Below are 17797 nucleotides of genomic sequence, written 5' to 3'. Positions count from 1 at the left end.
CTATCAATCCTGATAATTATCGAATGAATTAAAACTGAGATTAATTTTTTTCAGCGCTTAATATACCATACCAGCCTTTAGCATCGACCGTTCCAATAAGATATTTGCGATCATTCGCCCCTTTACTGGAATCTACATAATGAACCTCTGCGATACCTTTATCCTCTTTAAAACGGCCTTTGGAAAGATTATCCGTTGGGGTAATCACAAGCTGATTAACCGAATTTCCGCTTTCCACTTTAAATAATTGGGTATTTTTCAAGGAATCGCCTTCCCGTATATCTCGGGTTATTTCGCCGCGTGTAATTTTTCCGTTTTTAAACTGGATAACGACATCCGCCTTGGCAGCAAGGAAGCTTGTATCAATGCCCTGTACATTTCTGACCGAGAATAAAAAGCCGTCTTTTTTCACATAATCGGCGGTCATATCCGCCGGTACGTTTTTACTTTCTAAATCTTTATTAAAACCGTACCCGTAGACCACAAATAGATCTTTATTTGCGTCCGTATCAAAATAATAGCCGTAAAAACCGTCGCAACCTAAGGCTTCGAACTTATAGCCGGGATAGGTCTTTTGCTCGGCGGGTACTTTGATCGTCGTTGGCGTTTTTTCAAATAGGGTTTTTCCTTGGTTGCCCGGTCTTGTTGCCGTAATGTTATAAACAGGTACCGAACCTTTATTTATATTGGCATTCCAGCGCGTATCCTTATTTTGACCCTCTTTACCTTGGGTACCTACGATATAGCCGCCGTTATTTTGCGGATTAGGCGATTGCGGAGCCGGCGCCTGAGGATTGCCTCCCCGCCCCGGCGGATTCTGCGGCGCATTATTGCTATTACTCCCTCCGCCTCCGCCGCCGGAACAGGCGGCCAACAGAAGAGATAAGCATAGGAGGGATAAGCTCCCTTTGTGAATATGTTTCATTGATGTTTCTCCTTAAACGTTGATTCGAACTCCATTCGAATATCAAATAAACGGGCTATCACGAAATATGTAACCCGAGCGGACAATATTCCCATATTTTGCCGTTCCGTCCATTCCCTTAGGCTTGTATCCGTTATCAAGAGCAAATTAGCGAAAATTGTTAATTTTTAAAAATACTTGCTTAATTCTAAATACACACGGTTTTTATCATAAGCGGAAAAAGGGTTGTTACTGCTTGTTTTATGGTAACTCCAGGTTAGTTTAGGCGTGATACCGCCGAAATGCAGCTGGCGATGCCAGAGGGTAAAAAAGCTGCCGTACTCTCTGTTTTTTTGCAAAAATTTATGGAAAGGCGTAACAAAATAAGCTTCTTTATAATTACGTTCCGCATAAGTCAGTTGCAGGCGGGTGGAAATACCAAAAGGCCATTCCTGTCCCCAACCGAGACGAATGCCCTTACGATCGAAGGCATTATATTTAGCCTGAGCATTTTTGCGATAATAATCTATACCGCCGAACCAGTATTGGTTACTGTTAGGAATGTACAGCATAACCGCAGAAGCGGAATAACTGTTTCCGTTCTGTGATTTGCGCACGGGATAACGAGCTTCGCCGTATTCCAAAACCGAGGATATTTTCCAGCGGTTATTCAGCCAGCGGGACATATCCGTGCGAACACCGCTGGTGCGTGAATAACGATGAAGGGTTCCGCGCTTAGAAGCATCGGAACTTTCGCCACCCGCATACCAGTAATTTTCCACAAAAGGCGCAAAGGAAATTTCCGACTGTAAATTACGGTATCCCAAACCAAGCTGAGTTCTGAGCGAAAGTTCGTTATATTTACGATTATTCCAGTAATGCTTACCGTTGAAGTCCATGCCGAGCAGGCTGAAAGAACCGCCGCTTAAAGACCATTTCTTTTCTCCGGAAAAAGCATAGCCCACCCCGCGCGCATCTTCCGGTCGGCTGCCGGGCCTCCAGCCGTCCAGCTGCGTACCGGCTTTAGGCGCATTATTAATATTAGCTTCGTGCAGATAAGTCAGACCACCGTTAAAATTCCATTTATCCCGCTGGTTGATTCCCTGTAAATAAGCATTTACCAGATGGCGCAGCGGATCCGGCAGCGCTTCGCTACGCAGTCTATTAAACTGATCCTGAGCCGCTTCATTCTCAAGGTTGTTAAATAGCGCAATGGCCAATTGTAAACGGGCGGCCGTTAAATCGGGCCGTTCAGCAATAATTTTGCGGTAAAGATCCACGGAGGTTGACAGATCTCCCTGCCGTTTTGCCACCATAGCTTGCGCCCAGGTGAGTAGCAAGGGATCCTGCTGCTCGGCAGGCAAATTCTGGTAAATAGGCAACAAGAGGGCAACCCCTTCCACATTATTCGCCACTAAAGCGGGAACCAGGGCATTTACCAGTAAATCCGGTCGCTGCGCCAATTCTTCCGCCGTTATGCTAACAGTCTGTTCTCCTGTTTGCGGTTCGGCAATAGGCTCATTTTTGGGTTGCGTATTTAGATGGGGGGAAGCCGCCGAAAAATCTTCGTTCGGTAATCGTTCCCGTTGGACGCCGATCTGATCCGCCGCAAGGTCGCGGCAAAAAAGCGCACAGAGCGTGAAAAAAAGCGTTTTTTTTAGCTTAAAATCCATTTTAATATCCGTATTAACTTCCTGATGTCCTATCAAATTCCTTTCACTTGAAAGAAATTTCCGGCGATTATATTAATTTTTTTTTTAAGATTCAATAAATATATTATTTTTATTTGATTGTATTTGAATGTAAATGGCTAATACTATGTCGCCCTTATATGACTACAACCCAGAGTAAAGCTGATAGATGTGAGCAAAAATCTAATGAGATCAGACCTCTGATGAATATAAGATGATTAGGGATAAATTATCTTGAGAAAAATAATCAGGATTATTCTTATTCCCCTCATACAAACTACTTGAGGAGCAAAATAAAAAGACCCGACTAAAATAGTCGAGCCTTGAAATCAATAAAAATACGAGTAGCGCTAAGTTTTATTTTACTCGACTACCGGCCTTCGCCCCCTGATCCACATCCAACAGGAACAAATCGCTACCGCCGCTGCCGGCAGAAAGAATCATTCCCTCGGAAAGACCGAATTTCATTTTACGCGGTGCCAGATTGGCAACCATAATTACATGGCGTCCCACTAACTGTTCAGGTTTATCGTAGGCGGCTTTAATTCCGGAAAAGACTTGGCGGGTTTCACCGCCTAAATCTAAAATAAATTTAAGCAGTTTATTACTTTCCGGTACGGCTTCGCACTGCAACACTTTTGCCACGCGCAAATCCAACTTGGCAAAATCATCGATGGAAATCGTCGCTTCGAAAGGTTCAACTGCCTCTTGCGGCGCTTTCGGCTGCTCCGCAGGATTATTGAGCCCGGCATTTTCCTGTTTGGAAGCTTCGAGCATAGCTTCAATTTTTTTCATATCCAAACGGGTAAATAGCGCTTTAAAAGGTGCAATACTATGATCTAACAAGGGCTCATGCAGATTTTGCCAGCTTAATTCCGTTTGTAAAAATGCTTCGGAACGCTGAGCAAGCTGTGGTAGAACCGGTTTTAGATAGCCTATCAGAATGCGGAATAACTGAATCCCCATGGAGCAGACATCATGCAACTGCGTGCTTTGGTTTTCCTCTTTCGCCAGCACCCAAGGAGCCTTGTCATCAATATATTTATTGGCTTTATCAGTTAATGCCATGATTTCGCGTATCGCTTTACCGAACTCGCGGTTTTCATAGCAGTCGGCGATTTTTTCCGCCTGTCCGCTCACTTCGTCGAATAATGCTTGATCTTCGATACGAGCGGAAAGTTTACCGGCGAAACGTTTTTGAATAAAGCCGGCGTTGCGCGATGCCAAATTCACCAGTTTATTAACCAAATCGGAATTCACCCGCTGTACGAAATCTTCCAAATTCAAATCCAGATCATCGATTCGATTGCTCAGTTTAGCGGCATAATAATAGCGCAAGTACTCCGGATCCAAATGTTTCAGATAGGTGGCCGCCTGAATAAAGGTACCGCGCGATTTCGACATTTTTTCACCGTTCACGGTTACATAGCCGTGTACAAAAATATTATTCGGTTTACGGAATTGGGCGCCTTCCAACATCGCCGGCCAGAACAGGCTGTGGAAATACATAATATCCTTACCGATAAAATGATAAAGCTCCGCCTGACTTTCTTGGCCCCAAAAACTTTCAAAATTCAGACCGCTCTTTTGCGAACACAGATTTTTAAAGGAAGCCATATAGCCGATTGGCGCATCTAGCCAAACATAGAAATATTTGTCCTGCTCGCCCGGAATCTTAAAGCCGAAATAAGGTGCGTCGCGGGAAATATCCCATTGCTGCAACCCCGCCTCAAACCATTCGCGCATTTTATTCGCCACTTCCTGTTGTAAGGAACCGGAGCTGATCCAGTCTTTCAACATTTGTTCAAAGCTCGGTAAATCAAAGAAAAAATGCTCGGATTCTTTGACTACCGGCGTAGCGCCGGATACCACCGAACGCGGATTGAGTAAATCCATCGGGCTATAGGTGGAAGAACAAACTTCACAATTATCACCGTACTGATCGGGTGCTTTACATTTAGGACAGGTACCCTTTACAAAGCGATCCGGCAAAAACATTTGTTTCTCCGGGTCGAATAACTGAGAGATAGTGCGAATTTTAATAAAGCCTCTATTTTTCAGCCGGGTGTAAATCGTCTCGGCCAATTCCCGGTTTTCTTCGCTATGGGTGGAATGGTAGTTGTCGAAACTGATATTAAAGCCGGCAAAATCCGCCATATGCTGTTGCCGCACCTCTGTAATCAACTGCTCCGGGCTAATCCCCATCTGATCCGCTTTTAGCATAATCGGCGTACCATGAGCATCATCGGCACAGATAAAATAGATTTCGTTACCGCGCATACGCTGAAAACGCACCCAGATATCCGCCTGAATATGTTCCAACATATGGCCTAAATGAATCGGGCCGTTAGCATAAGGCAATGCACAGGTAACTAAAATTTTACGAAGAGAAGTGGACATTATTTCTACCTTCCGGAATAAGACAAAATTGGCGTCAATCTTACCTGATCACAGGCTTTTTTTCCAGTTTAACCGCACTTTTGCAGATTTCGCTTAACAGCGCCCCGCTATCATGGTTAAATACTCGGGAATTTTCTACTTAGTGAAGGATTAAAGCATGACTATCCTATTTTCCGATACTCTCTCTACCGAACAGCAGACCCGAATTTCCGAATGTTTCCGACAATATCGGGACGAAGGATTACAAAAAGATCTGATAGAACTCAAGGCGCTGAAAAAAGTGGAAAAAGGCGGAGATATTCTGCGTATAGAAATCACGCTTCCATTTGCTTGGAACAGCGGTTTCGAAAGATTGAAAACGGCGCTCGCCCCCGAATTACTGAATATTGCTCAGGCACGGGAAGTCAAATGGCAGCTGAATTATCAAATCGCTACCCTGAAGCGGGCGAATGAACACCCTGCGGTAAAAGGTGTGAAAAATATTATTGCGGTAACCTCCGGCAAAGGCGGTGTGGGAAAATCCAGCGTTACCGTAAATTTGGCACTGGCATTGCAGGCGCAAGGCGCCCGGGTCGGTATTCTGGATGCGGATATTTACGGCCCTTCCGTGCCTCATATGCTCGGTGCGGCAGATCAACGCCCGACCTCGCCGGACAATCAGCACATCACCCCGATTCATGCCCATGGGCTATTTGCCAACTCCATCGGCTTTCTGATGGACGCCGACAGTGCCACTATCTGGCGCGGCCCGATGGCAAGCAGCGCTTTAAATCAGTTGCTGAACGAAACACTATGGCCGGATCTGGATTATCTGGTAATTGATATGCCGCCGGGTACGGGGGATATCCAGCTGACCTTATCGCAGCAGATTCCGGTAACCGCAGCGGTGGTTGTAACTACTCCGCAGGATATTGCACTGCTTGATGCGGTGAAAGGTATCTCTATGTTTGAGCGGGTTTCCGTTCCGGTACTGGGTATCGTAGAGAATATGGCAATGCATATTTGCAGCAACTGCGGCCACTATGAGGCGATTTTCGGTAGCGGCGGCGCGGAAAAAATCGCTCAGAAATACCATACCCAAATTCTGGCGCAACTACCGTTGAATTTGCGTTTGCGTGAAGATTTGGATAAAGGTTTCCCAACCGTTGTCGCCGATCCTAAGGGCGAAATCACCCAAGCCTTCCTGCAGCTGGCGGAAAAAGTGAGTACTCAGCTTTACTGGCAGGGTTCCGTTATTCCGAGTGAAATTATGTTCCGTGAAGTCAAATAAGCGCTGAAACAGGAAAAAGAAAATCCGCCGTTCGATACCTTCAAACGGCGGATTTTTTATTTTCCGCAAGCCGCTGCAGCGGTCTTATTATCGCCCCCTTAGGGGCGAAATAATACTACTCGACTTTACTCGGCTTTACTCGACTTGCGCCCGGGTCGGTTCTGCATACACATGGCTTGATGCGCTGTGATGTCCTGCCGAACCCTTACCATGGAAGTAATAACGACTTTCCTGCCAAACCACAATTTCACAAGGTTCAGCCGTCAATGCCGACGCCTGTGCCTGCGTCATCTCCGCTTTGGTATGGACTACCGCGGAAATAGTGCCTAGCTGTCCTTCGAAACGATAAGCGGATTCCCTGAGTTCCGATTTTTCCGCTGCCGCTTCGGCTACAGGTGCTGTTGCTGTGTACGACTGCTCACAGATTTCGTTCCGTTCTTCCTCTCGCTTCTCGCTTGCCGCTACAGCGCTTTCCACTGCAGTTTCCGCACTCATTTCTTCCATCGTTTCCGACTGTTGCAGGCGCTGCAAGGATTCCTGAACTTTCTTCTCTACGGACTCATTGGCCGGTTGAGTTAAGAAGCCGGCTAAAGGCTGCACGTTTGCTTCGTTTTTATTCAGAATCAGATTCGTGGCCGGAATGGTTACCGCAGCATTTTCCACGGCATTATTCGCTTCCGGCGCCTTATCCTGCTGTTCCAGCAGCTGATCTACCGATAGGAAAGGGGTTTCCTTCGGTTTGGCAAAGGCGGCGGCTTCAATCCAGACTTTTCCACTGGCCAGTTCCGGCGATGCTACCGCCATAAATAGCGGCATCGGTGAAACCTGGCTGTCTTGCTGACGACGACGGCGCTGGTTACTCACACGTAAATGACGCGGTAAACGACGGCGGTTATCCTGACGTTCGCTACGCCCTTCCTGATTATCGTTGCTATCGCCTTTATGCTCCGTTGCTTTTTCGGTAATTGCCGGAATATTATCCGTATCCGACGGAATCGGAAGAGTCTGTACTTCCTGTAGAGCCAATGCGGTTTCATTCACTTCATGAGGCGGATTCGGCATACTTGGTTTTTCTGTCGTTTCATCACCGACGCGTACTTTTTTACGCAGTTCTCTGCGCTGACGACGTTGCTGAACCTGTACGGATTTTTCCTCGTCCGCCTGCAGATTATCGCGTTCTCCGCTTCTTTGCTGCGTATTTTCATTCGGCAGCATTTCCTCTTGAAGATTTTTACGGCTGTTGCGTTTATTATTCCGCTCGTTATTGCGCTCGTTGTTACGCTCGCCACGCTGTTGACTACGTTCCGTTCTTTCCGTCGACAGCGTATTTTCCCGTTCTTCCGAACCGTTCTTATTCGCCCGCTCATTACGGCTACGGCGATTATTACGACGTTCCTGATTATTACGTCGATTATTTCGGCCGGCGGATACCGCCACTGGTTTTTTCTCTTCTTCCGGTGCTGCGCTGAACAACGATTTTATTGCTGCCATCAGGCGAGAAAATAATGAAGGCTCCGATTTTTCTTTGCGCTCGACAGTTGGCGCCGGCTCGGAAATAGTCATGGAAAGCGCCGCACTTTCAAGAACGTTTTCACTGGTAACCGCCGCTGTTTCAATATTACGCGAAACCAAAGATTCCTCTGCGACAAAGGTATCTTCCTGTTCTTCGTGTAACTTAGCCAGGTTATAACTCAGTACATTGCTTTCTTCGCCATCACGTACGCGGAATACGCTGAAATGCGGAGTTTCCATAGCTTCGTTCGGCACCACCAGAATATCCACGTTATGCCGTTTTTCAATATCACGAATGGTTTTACGTTTTTCATTCAGTAAATAAGTGGCGATTTTCACCGGTACTAAAGTATGCACCTGTTTGGTATTTTCTTTAATCGCTTCTTCTTCCAACAAACGCAAAATAGACAGGGATAGGGATTCGTTATCACGCACCTTACCGGTACCCTGGCAGCGCGGACATACATGATGAGAAGACTCGCCTAAAGAAGGGCTTAAACGCTGGCGGGACATTTCCAACAAACCGAAACGGGAAATCCGGCTGATCTGAATTCGGGCACGATCTTGGCGCACGGCATCACGCATGCGGTTTTCCACTTCACGTTGATGGCGAACCGGCGTCATATCGATAAAGTCGATAACAATAAGCCCGCCGAGGTCGCGCAAGCGCAGCTGACGGGCGATTTCGTCCGCCGCTTCCAAATTGGTATTCAGTGCGGTTTCTTCAATGTCGCCGCCGCGAGTGGAACGGGCGGAGTTAATATCTATGGCCGTCAAGGCTTCGGTAACATCAATAACAATGGAACCGCCGGAAGGCAAACGAACTTCGCGCTGAAAAGCGGATTCGATTTGAGATTCAATTTGATAATGGCTGAATAACGGCACTTCGCCCTGATAGAGTTTAATGCGATTTAAGAAATCCGGACGAACCAATTTAATATGGGCTTTTGCTTTTTCAAAAACCTTAGGGCTGTCGATCAGGATTTCGCCGATATCGCGGCGCAAATAATCACGGATAGCACGAACAATAACATCGCTTTCCTGATGGATCAGGAACGGCGCCGGACGGCTTTCCGAAGCACTTTTAATCGCTTCCCAATGGTGTAGCAGAACCTTCAGATCCCATTGTAATTCTTCCGGCGACTTACCCACCCCGGCAGTACGTACGATTAACCCTACACCTTCCGGTACTTCCAGCGAACTCAGAGCATCTTTCAGCTCCAAACGTTCGTCCCCTTCAATGCGACGGGAAATACCGCCGGCACGCGGATTATTCGGCATAATCACCAGATAGCTGCCCGCCAGCGAAACAAAAGTGGTTAAGGCGGCGCCTTTATTACCGCGCTCTTCCTTATTAACCTGAACAATCACTTCCTGCCCTTCGCGGATAATATCGCGAATATTCGGACGGCCCTGATAAACGTAATCGGCGGGGAAATACTCGCGGGCAATTTCTTTCAACGGCAGGAAGCCATGACGTTCCGCACCATAATCAACAAATGCCGCTTCAAGACTAGGCTCTACACGGGTAATTTTACCCTTGTAAATATTCGCCTTTTTCTGTTCATGCCCCGGATTTTCTATATCTAAATCAAAAAGACGCTGGCCATCTACCAGCGCGACACGCAACTCTTCTTTCTGAGTCGCATTAATTAGCATTCTTTTCATTTGTAAAAATTTCTCTGGTTATTTTTATAAAAATCCGATTAAAAACAACTGCACTTTGGAGAGTATGCCCGAGCGTTTTCCGCCCATGGCACAGCTTTCCGCTAATACTTCGCAATCGACCTCGTGTCTGTCGCCGAATGTCCGTCTTCCCGACTGTCAACGGCTGGGTGCATTGACTGCGCTAGCTATCCTTCCCAAGAAAATTCGAATAGCTAAAACAAAATTGGCTGGTTCAGATTCATTTTGCAAGAAGCCGTTATTTTTAATCACAAAACCTCAATATAATTAATGTCTTATGCCGTGCGCCGCATTAATCTCGGATATTGGGGTTGAAAATCAATTTTTATGCTGTTTGCAGGCACAAAAATACGCTCTATTATCTACCGCCAGGCATTTTTTGGCAAGGCATTTCAGCATTTAAATCCCGTGGCGGATATGTTATGATTCGGCCCGATTTTACTTAGGACGGCGATTCCATGACAAGCGAAAAAACCATTAATCCAAGCGTACAAATACTGACCGTTAGCGCAGACGAAAGCGGTCAGCGGATTGATAACTATCTCTGCGCCAGACTCAAAGGCGTACCCAAAAGCCTGGTTTACCGTATCCTGCGTAAAGGCGAAGTCAGGGTGAATAAAGGGCGGGTAAAACCGGAATATAAATTACAACCCGGAGACAATGTGCGCGTGCCGCCGGTACGGGTAGCGGAAAAAGCACAGGCGCAGATTTCCCCGAAACTGAATAAAATCGCCGCCTTAGAGCAACAGATTATTTTCGAAGACGATTGCCTGCTGGTGCTAAACAAGCCTTCCGGCCTGGCGGTACACGGCGGCAGCGGATTAAGTTTCGGAGTAATTGAGGCCTTGCGCGTATTGCGCCCGGAAGCCCGTTTTCTGGAACTGGTACACCGCCTCGATCGCGACACTTCCGGTATTCTGTTGGTCGCCAAAAAACGCTCCGCTTTACGCAATCTGCACGAACAACTGCGCCTGAAACAGGTTCAGAAGGATTATCTGGCATTGGTACGCGGACAATGGCAATCCCACTGCAAACTGGTACAGGCGCCGCTACTGAAAAATGAGCTTGCCGGGGGCGAACGTATTGTGAGGGTAAATGAGCAGGGAAAACCTTCGGAAACCCATTTCAGCATAGAGGAGCGCTATGCAAACGCGACCCTGATTAAAGCTTCGCCGGTAACCGGACGTACCCACCAGATCCGCGTACATACCCAATATGCGGGGCATCCTATTGCCCTCGACGATAAATACGGCGATAAGGATTTCGATCAGGCTATGCGTGCCATAGGTCTGGATCGCTTATTCCTGCATGCTTTTTCCATTCGTTTCAATCACCCTAAAAGCGGCGAAACCCTGAGCCTAAGCGCCGCGCCGGAAAAAAAATTAAAGCGGGTGCTGCAATCTCTGCGGGAAAACCGCTGATTTTCCGCCAAGAATAGGAGGCGTACTGGTAGCGCCGCAATGTAAAAAAACGCTGCCGAAAACAACCGCACTTTAGGGATAATTCCGGGCCTTTGAGCTTTTCGGCTTTTCGGCTTTTCGGCTTTTCGGCTTTTCGGCTTTTCGGCTTTTCGGCTTTTCGGCTTTTCGGCTTTTCGGCTTTTCGGCTTTTAAAGAAACAATAAAAGGGGCAAAATAGCAATAAATTCGCCCTCCTACGGATTATTTTCTGCGCAATTATCCGTTTCTTATTTTAAATAAGTTCTATGGCATAGAACCTGGGTTTAAGCTTTTTCCCAATTTTCCCTAAATACCTTGATTTGCCGATTTTATTAGCTAACGGCATAAGCAATCGTTTTCCTTTTAAAGGGAGTACAGTATAATATGCGCCCGTTTTTTCAGCTTCGGAGCCTTTATGAACAACCTGCTTTATTCCGTTGAGGACAAACCTCCCTTCGCCCTAAGCCTGCTATTGGCGGCACAGCATTTACTCGCCGCACTGGGCGGAATTATCGCCGTGCCATTGGTAATTGGTAATGTGTTAAAACTTCCCACCCCCGATACCATTACCTTGGTGAATGCGGCATTATTGATTTCCGGCGTGGTAACCATTATTCAATGCCGCGGTCTTGGCCCCATCGGCATTCGGCTGCCCAGCGTAATGGGTACCAGCTTTACCTTTGTGGCCGCGGCGCTGGCTATAGGTTTCAGCGAAAGCGGCGCCGCCGGGATTCTCGGCGCCTCCTTAGTCGGCTCGCTGGTGATGATTATCGGCAGCTTTTTTATGCCTTATATCCGTAAACTCTTTCCGCCGGTGGTAACGGGTACGGTGGTGATGATGATCGGGTTGAGCCTGATTCCCGTTGCGGTAGATTGGTTTGCCGGCGGTCAGCGTAACGATCCCCAATATGCGGATCCGAATAATCTGCTGATGGCGACCTTTGTACTGGTAATAGTTATCGCCCTGGTGCAATGGGGTAAGGGAATATTTTCCGCCGCAGCCATCGTCATCGGAATGATGGCGGGCTATATCGCCTGTTTGCTGCTGGGTTGGGTAAATTTTGAGGGCGTACATAATGCGCAGCTGTTTGCCGTTCCCCAACCGCTGCATTTCGGTCTGGAATTTCCCTTATCCGGTATTATCGGTATGTCTATTGCCTATCTGGTTACTATCGTTGAATCCAGCGGTAACTTTCTAGCTCTGGGCAATGCGACTAAAACGGAAATCAGCGGAAAGCACCTGCGCGGCGGCGTACTGTGCGACGGCTTGGGCTCCGCTCTGGCCGCTCTGATGTCCACCACGCCTTTTTCCTCCTTCTCGCAAAATATCGGCGTAATTTCCTTAACAGGTGTCGCCAGTCGCTATGTGGTTTCCTTAACCGGCGTATTACTGGTTTTAGCCGGGTTGTTCCCCGTATTCGGCGCCTTAATCGTTTCCATTCCGCTGCCGGTACTGGGCGGCGCCGGATTAATGATGTTCGCCATGATTATCGCCGCCGGTATTCAGATGCTGGATAATATTGAGCGCAGTAAACGTAACGGGCTGATTATCGCTATTTCCGTCGGTTGCGGTTTGGCGGTAACCACACGTCCCGAACTGTTAGATAAACTGCCTCATTTCGTTAAAGAAGTGTTGGGTTCCGGTATTACCCTAGGTTCTTTGCTGGCATTAATTCTTAATCTGATTCTGCCGCAGGATAAGGTCGGCCCGAATGAAACGGAAGTAAAAAAAGCCGCCTGAAAACAACCGCTCTTTTTCCCCCTTTTTCACCGCCGGACAGGGATCCGGCGATGAAAACAGCGATTTTGGCGGCGCTTTTTTTCTGCTATACTCCCCTTTCGGTTCGGGCTGCGCCCGTTTATCCCTTACCCGAATTTATCATTTCAACACAAGGAAAAAGCATGGAACAGATGCCACAATGCCCGCAATGTAACGGCGAATATGTTTATCACGACGGCCTTCATTTTGTTTGTCCCGACTGTGCGCACGAATGGGCGGAAAACGAAAGCAAAACTCAGGATGAGGAAAAAATTATCCGGGATAGTAACGGCAATCCGTTGCAGGACGGCGATTCGGTGATCCTGATTAAGGATCTCAAGGTAAAAGGCTCCTCAATCGTATTAAAAAAAGGCACTAAAGCGAAAAATATCCGTTTAACCGATGGCGACCATGATGTGGATTGCAAAATTGATGGTCAGAGTTTTTCACTTAAATCCGAATTTCTGAAAAAAGCCTAATCCCCCCATATATTCTTCCGGCGCCTATTGGCGCCGTTTTTATATCTATTTTATATCTATGCGCCCTGCCGGCTTTCGATTTCCCTTTGAGTTTTTACACTAATGACAATGAAAATTCATGAAAATGTGATCGGCTTCAAAATTTTGAAAATATATATTTTCGTTTCCGTGCAATCCCGAGGCTTTTAGGGATAAAATGCCGCACTATTTTTTAAATAAGGAGCAAGGAGTCTGTATGACGATAGCCATTATCATCGCAACCCACGGCGTAGCAGCGGAACAGCTGTTGAAAACCACGGAAATGCTTATCGGTGAGCAGGAAAACGTTGCAACCGTTGATTTTGTGCCCGGTGAAAACGCAGAAACCATCATGAGCAAATATCAGGAAAAACTGTCCGGGCCGCTGTCTCAATGCGAGCAGGTGCTGTTTTTGGTCGATACCTGGGGCGGCAGTCCCTTTAATGCGGCAAACCGGGTCGCTGAAGGTAAGGAGAATATGGAGGTTATCGCCGGAGTCAATATACCTATGCTGGTGGAAACCTTTATGGCGCGTGATGACGGGCCGGAACTGCAAGAACTCACGGCTATCGCGCTGGAAACCGGGCGCAGCGGTGTACGCGCATTGCGCTACCAGGAAGCCGAAGCCGCTCCCGTACAAACCCCGCCGAGTCCGCAACCTGCAACTCAAACAGCGGCGGCGCAACCCCATGCCGAAGGCAACATGGTGATCGGGCTGGCGCGTATCGATGACCGCTTGATCCACGGTCAGGTGGCGACGCGCTGGACCAAAGAAAGCCAAGTCAGCCGTATTATCGTGGTAAATGACGATGTGGCGAAAGACAGCGTTCGTTCCACAATGCTGAAAAGCGTAGCGCCTCCCGGCGTTACCGCCCATGTGGTCGGGGTGGATAAAATGATTCGCGTGTATAACAACCCGGAATACGCCGGCGAACGGGTAATGTTGTTATTCACCAATCCGAGCGACGTCCTGACATTACTGCAAGCCGGGGTAAGCATGCCTTCCGTCAATATCGGCGGCATGGCCTATAAAGAAGGAAAACAGATGATTACCAGTGCGGTATCCGTAAATGACCAGGATATTGCCGCCTTTAAGGCAATTGACGCCATGGGCATTGAGCTTGATGTTCGCAAAGTATCCAATGATGCGCGTCAATATATGATGGATTTACTACAGAAAAATAATTTAGTCTAAGGGAAACTATTATGGAAATTTCAACGCTACAGATTGTCCTTGTTTTTCTCATCGCCTGTATTTCGGGGATGGGATCCATTCTTGACGAATTCCAAACTCACCGTCCGTTGGTGGCTTGTACGCTGATCGGTCTGGTATTAGGCGATATTACCACCGGGATTAAGGTGGGGGGCGCCCTTGAATTACTCGCCCTCGGCTGGATGAATATCGGCGCCGCCTTAGCGCCGGATGCCGCTCTGGCTTCCGTGGTTTCCACCATTCTGGTGATTGTGGGCGGGCAGGATATTTCTACCGGTATCGCCATCGCCATTCCGTTGGCCGCAGCGGGTCAGGTACTCACTTATGTGGTACGCGCAATTACCGTCGGTTTCCAACATGCCGCAGATAAATCCATTCAAGACGGTAATCTTAACCGCTTGGACTGGATTCATTGCAGCGCACTGATTTTACAGGCTATGCGTATTGCCATTCCGGCCTTAGTGGTAGCGCTTACCGCCGGTACGGATACGGTTCAAAGTATGCTGAATGCCATTCCTGAAGTAGTTACTACAGGTCTGAAAATTGCCGGCGGCTTTATTGCCGTTGTGGGTTACGCCATGGTGATTAATATGATGCGCGCAGGCCACCTCATGCCGTTCTTCTATGCCGGATTCGTTATCGCCGCTTTCACCGATTTCAACTTAGTCGCATTGGGTGTACTGGGCACAATTATGGCGCTGATCTACATTCAGCTTCATCCGAAATACAACCAGAGCAAACAAGCGGTACAGATCGTTTCCAATACCAATAACGATCTAGACAACAGATTAGATTAATGGGGATAAATAACATGACAACGGAATTAAAAAAAGTTACACAACGCGATTTGAACGCCGTCGTACTTCGCTCTAACCTTTTTCAGGGCTCTTGGAACTTTGAACGTATGCAGGCATTAGGTTTCGCCTATTCTATGGTTCCTGTTATCAAACGCTTATATCCGGATCCTAATTCTCAGGAACGTAAAGATGCGATTAAGCGCCACCTGGAATTTTTTAATACCCAGCCTTTCGTTGCCGCTCCGGTACTCGGCGTAACCATTGCTATGGAAGAAGAACGTGCCAATGGTAAGGAGATCGACGATGCGGCGATTAACGGTATTAAAGTCGGTCTGATGGGGCCTTTGGCCGGAGTGGGCGATCCTATTTACTGGGGAACCGCCCGTCCCGTATTCGCGGCATTGGGCGGCGGCATCGCTTTAAACGGTGATATTCTCGGCCCGATACTGTTTTTCGTGCTGTTCAACTTGGTGCGTTTAGCAACCCGTTACTTCGGTGTAACCTATGGTTATAAAAAAGGTTTAAACGTTGTGCAGGATATGAGCGGCGGTTTATTACAGAAATTAACCGAAGGGGCTTCCATCCTCGGTTTGTTTATTATGGGGGCATTGGTACAGAAATGGACCAGCATTAATGTTCCTTTGGTGGTTTCCAATATTCAGAAGCAGGACGGAACCACTGAAATCACTACCGTACAAGGCATTCTCGACAGCCTGATGCCGGGCCTGCTGCCATTGCTGCTGACCTTCGCCTGTATGTGGCTGCTGCGCAATCGGGTCAACGCACTCTGGATTATCGTCGGTTTCTTTGTTATCGGCATCTTCGGTGCCTGGACAGGTTTTCTGGCCTAAGCATTTACTTTCCGCACGGGCTTCGGCCCGTGCTTTTTTTATTTCTACGCTTCCTCTTGGCTGTTCAATATGCTTAATATAATGCTCATTCTCGCCATTTTAATTTTCTTGATTTACACCTTATATGATCAATTCGGTATGGATCGGCTCAAAGGTAAAACCTTAGTTAAAGTACGTCTGAAAAAGCAGGCGAAACTTGATACCGCCATCTTTATCGGACTGCTACTCCTGCTGATTTATCAGGCATACCTGCAAGGAGAAGGCATAGCTTCCCTCAGTCTTTTTCTGTTGGCCGGCTGCGTATTGCTCAGTCTGTATGCCGCCTTTATCCGCTCCCCGGTGCTGATTCTGAAAAAAGCCGGTTTTTTCTTCGCTAATCTGTACTTCGAATATGATAAAATCCGGGCGGTAAATCTGGCCGACGGAAATGTCATCGTTATCGATCTGAAAAACGGTAAACGCCTGCTGGCATTAGTTGCCGATCCTCAGGATACGGAGCGGATTGTGGCTTTTTTCGGCGGCTATAAAGATCAATCTCGGAAGCAACATAAGGAAGGATAAAATGAGCGGAATCTATAGACTCAAAGGTAGCCTACAGCATTATATTTGGGGGGGAAGCGAATATATCCCACAATTACTGAATCAGGAAAAAAAGCAAAGCCATTATGCGGAATTATGGCTTGGCGCCCATTCTTCTTCGCCCTCGATTATTGAAATCGAAGGGCAGTTACAAAATTTGAACGAATTTTTACATGAACATCCGCAGGCGCTGGGGCAAGGCAGCCGTAGCGAGTTCGGCAACGAACTCCCTTATTTACTGAAAATCCTAGATGTGGCACAACCCCTATCCATTCAGTTACATCCGACCAAACAGCAGGCGGAAGCCGGGTTCGCTGCGGAAAATGCCAAGGGTATTCCTTTAACGGATCCGAAACGTACTTATAAAGATAATAATCATAAACCGGAAATGATGATCGCCTTATCGGATTTCTGGCTGTTACACGGCTTTAAAAGCCGAGATAAAATTCTCCAATGCCTGAATGCCCGCCCTTCCCTGCAGCCTCTGGCCCAACAATTGGAAACGCAGGATTTACACAGCTTCTACGCCCATATTATGCAGGCGGATCAGGCGCATTTGTCCGCCTGGCTGTTACCTCTTATTAAAGCGAATCAAGCCGCCTACGACAAGGGCGAACTCAAGGAGGACAACCCGGATTACTGGCTGCTGTATTGCCTGCAAGCCATGCAAATTCCGCTTACTAAATTGGATCCGGGCCTGATTTGTTTTTATCTGTTTAATATCGTACATACCAAAAAAGGCGAGGGTATTTTTCAAGATGCGGGGATTCCGCACGCTTATCTGCGCGGGCAGAATATTGAGCTGATGGCCTGTTCCGATAATGTGATCCGCGGCGGTCTGACGCCGAAACATGTGGATATCGCCGCTTTACTACAGGTTGTAAACTGCCGCGAAGTGGAACCTCAGATTATTGCGCCGGCGCCGCAAGACCGGGCAGGCTTTACTTATCCTACTCCCGCACGGGATTTTGCTCTGGAAAATATCCCTTATCAACAGGGGGAATCTTATCAGGCTAAAGCGGAAAACGCTGCCATTCTGTTGGTTATGGAAGGCGAAATAAAAATCCGACAAAATTCCACCGCACTTTCTCTGAGCCGGGGAGAGTCGGTATTTATTTGCGCCGACAGCCAATATCAGCTTGAAGGGCTAAGCGCAGGTTATGCGGTGCTGGCAAAACTGCCTTAAAGCAATGCCGGAT

Annotated in this window: 13 protein-coding genes; 9 read left to right on the top strand and 4 right to left on the bottom strand. The window is 47.6% G+C overall.

Going from position 1 to position 17797, the window contains the following annotated elements; genetic code table 11:
* Positions 1–40: 40 nt before the first annotated feature.
* From EDC45_RS01775 to metG, 3 genes are all read right to left on the bottom strand, one after another.
* Positions 41–925 (bottom strand): hypothetical protein, encoded by an 885-nt coding sequence (locus tag EDC45_RS01775; RefSeq protein ID WP_133542858.1) that lies wholly within the window; start codon positions 923–925, stop codon positions 41–43.
* A 167-nt stretch (positions 926–1092) separates the two neighbouring features.
* The gene (locus EDC45_RS01770; protein ID WP_133542857.1) at positions 1093–2577 is read right to left on the bottom strand and encodes a surface lipoprotein assembly modifier; all 1485 of its coding nucleotides are present in this window, start codon (positions 2575–2577) and stop codon (positions 1093–1095) included.
* A gap of 375 nt (positions 2578–2952) precedes the next feature.
* On the bottom strand, positions 2953–4995 hold the full coding sequence (gene metG / locus EDC45_RS01765) for a methionine--tRNA ligase (RefSeq protein ID WP_133542856.1): 2043 nt from the start codon (positions 4993–4995) through the stop codon (positions 2953–2955).
* Between the two features lie 157 nt (positions 4996–5152).
* Here metG and apbC point away from each other — a divergent pair, with 157 nt between their 5' ends.
* Positions 5153–6265, top strand: coding sequence for an iron-sulfur cluster carrier protein ApbC (gene apbC / locus EDC45_RS01760; RefSeq protein ID WP_133542855.1), 1113 nt, complete (start codon positions 5153–5155; stop codon positions 6263–6265).
* 135 nt (positions 6266–6400) lie between these two features.
* Here apbC and rne read toward each other — a convergent pair whose 3' ends face one another.
* Positions 6401–9445 (bottom strand): ribonuclease E, encoded by a 3045-nt coding sequence (rne, locus tag EDC45_RS01755; protein WP_133542854.1) that lies wholly within the window; start codon positions 9443–9445, stop codon positions 6401–6403.
* A 476-nt stretch (positions 9446–9921) separates the two neighbouring features.
* Here rne and rluC point away from each other — a divergent pair, with 476 nt between their 5' ends.
* The 8 genes from rluC to manA all read left to right on the top strand — a co-directional run bounded on the left by rluC (position 9922) and on the right by manA (position 17784).
* A complete protein-coding gene (gene rluC, locus EDC45_RS01750; RefSeq protein WP_133542853.1) occupies positions 9922–10884 on the top strand; it encodes a 23S rRNA pseudouridine(955/2504/2580) synthase RluC in 963 nt (320 codons plus the stop codon).
* 433 nt (positions 10885–11317) lie between these two features.
* Positions 11318–12643 carry a nucleobase:cation symporter-2 family protein gene (locus tag EDC45_RS01745; protein WP_133542852.1) on the top strand — a complete coding sequence of 442 codons (1326 nt, stop codon included), beginning with the start codon at positions 11318–11320 and terminating at the stop codon, positions 12641–12643.
* Between the two features lie 161 nt (positions 12644–12804).
* On the top strand, positions 12805–13140 hold the full coding sequence (locus EDC45_RS01740) for a zinc ribbon domain-containing protein YjdM (protein WP_133542851.1): 336 nt from the start codon (positions 12805–12807) through the stop codon (positions 13138–13140).
* A gap of 235 nt (positions 13141–13375) precedes the next feature.
* A complete protein-coding gene (gene manX, locus EDC45_RS01735; RefSeq protein ID WP_133542849.1) occupies positions 13376–14353 on the top strand; it encodes a PTS mannose transporter subunit IIAB in 978 nt (325 codons plus the stop codon).
* Positions 14354–14364: 11 nt separating this feature from the next.
* Positions 14365–15168: a PTS mannose/fructose/sorbose transporter subunit IIC gene (locus EDC45_RS01730; protein ID WP_133542847.1), complete on the top strand. Its 804-nt coding sequence runs from the start codon at positions 14365–14367 to the stop codon at positions 15166–15168.
* 14 nt (positions 15169–15182) lie between these two features.
* A complete protein-coding gene (locus tag EDC45_RS01725; protein WP_133542845.1) occupies positions 15183–16019 on the top strand; it encodes a PTS mannose transporter subunit IID in 837 nt (278 codons plus the stop codon).
* A 69-nt stretch (positions 16020–16088) separates the two neighbouring features.
* On the top strand, positions 16089–16580 hold the full coding sequence (locus EDC45_RS01720) for a DUF986 family protein (protein ID WP_133542843.1): 492 nt from the start codon (positions 16089–16091) through the stop codon (positions 16578–16580).
* A 1-nt stretch (position 16581) separates the two neighbouring features.
* Positions 16582–17784, top strand: coding sequence for a mannose-6-phosphate isomerase, class I (manA, locus tag EDC45_RS01715; protein ID WP_133542841.1), 1203 nt, complete (start codon positions 16582–16584; stop codon positions 17782–17784).
* The last annotated feature ends 13 nt before the right edge of the window (positions 17785–17797 follow it).

The sequence above is a fragment of the Mesocricetibacter intestinalis genome (genome assembly GCF_004363295.1).
Taxonomy (GTDB): Bacteria; Pseudomonadota; Gammaproteobacteria; order Enterobacterales; family Pasteurellaceae; genus Mesocricetibacter; species Mesocricetibacter intestinalis.
This window is presented reverse-complemented; position numbering and strand designations above follow the sequence as displayed.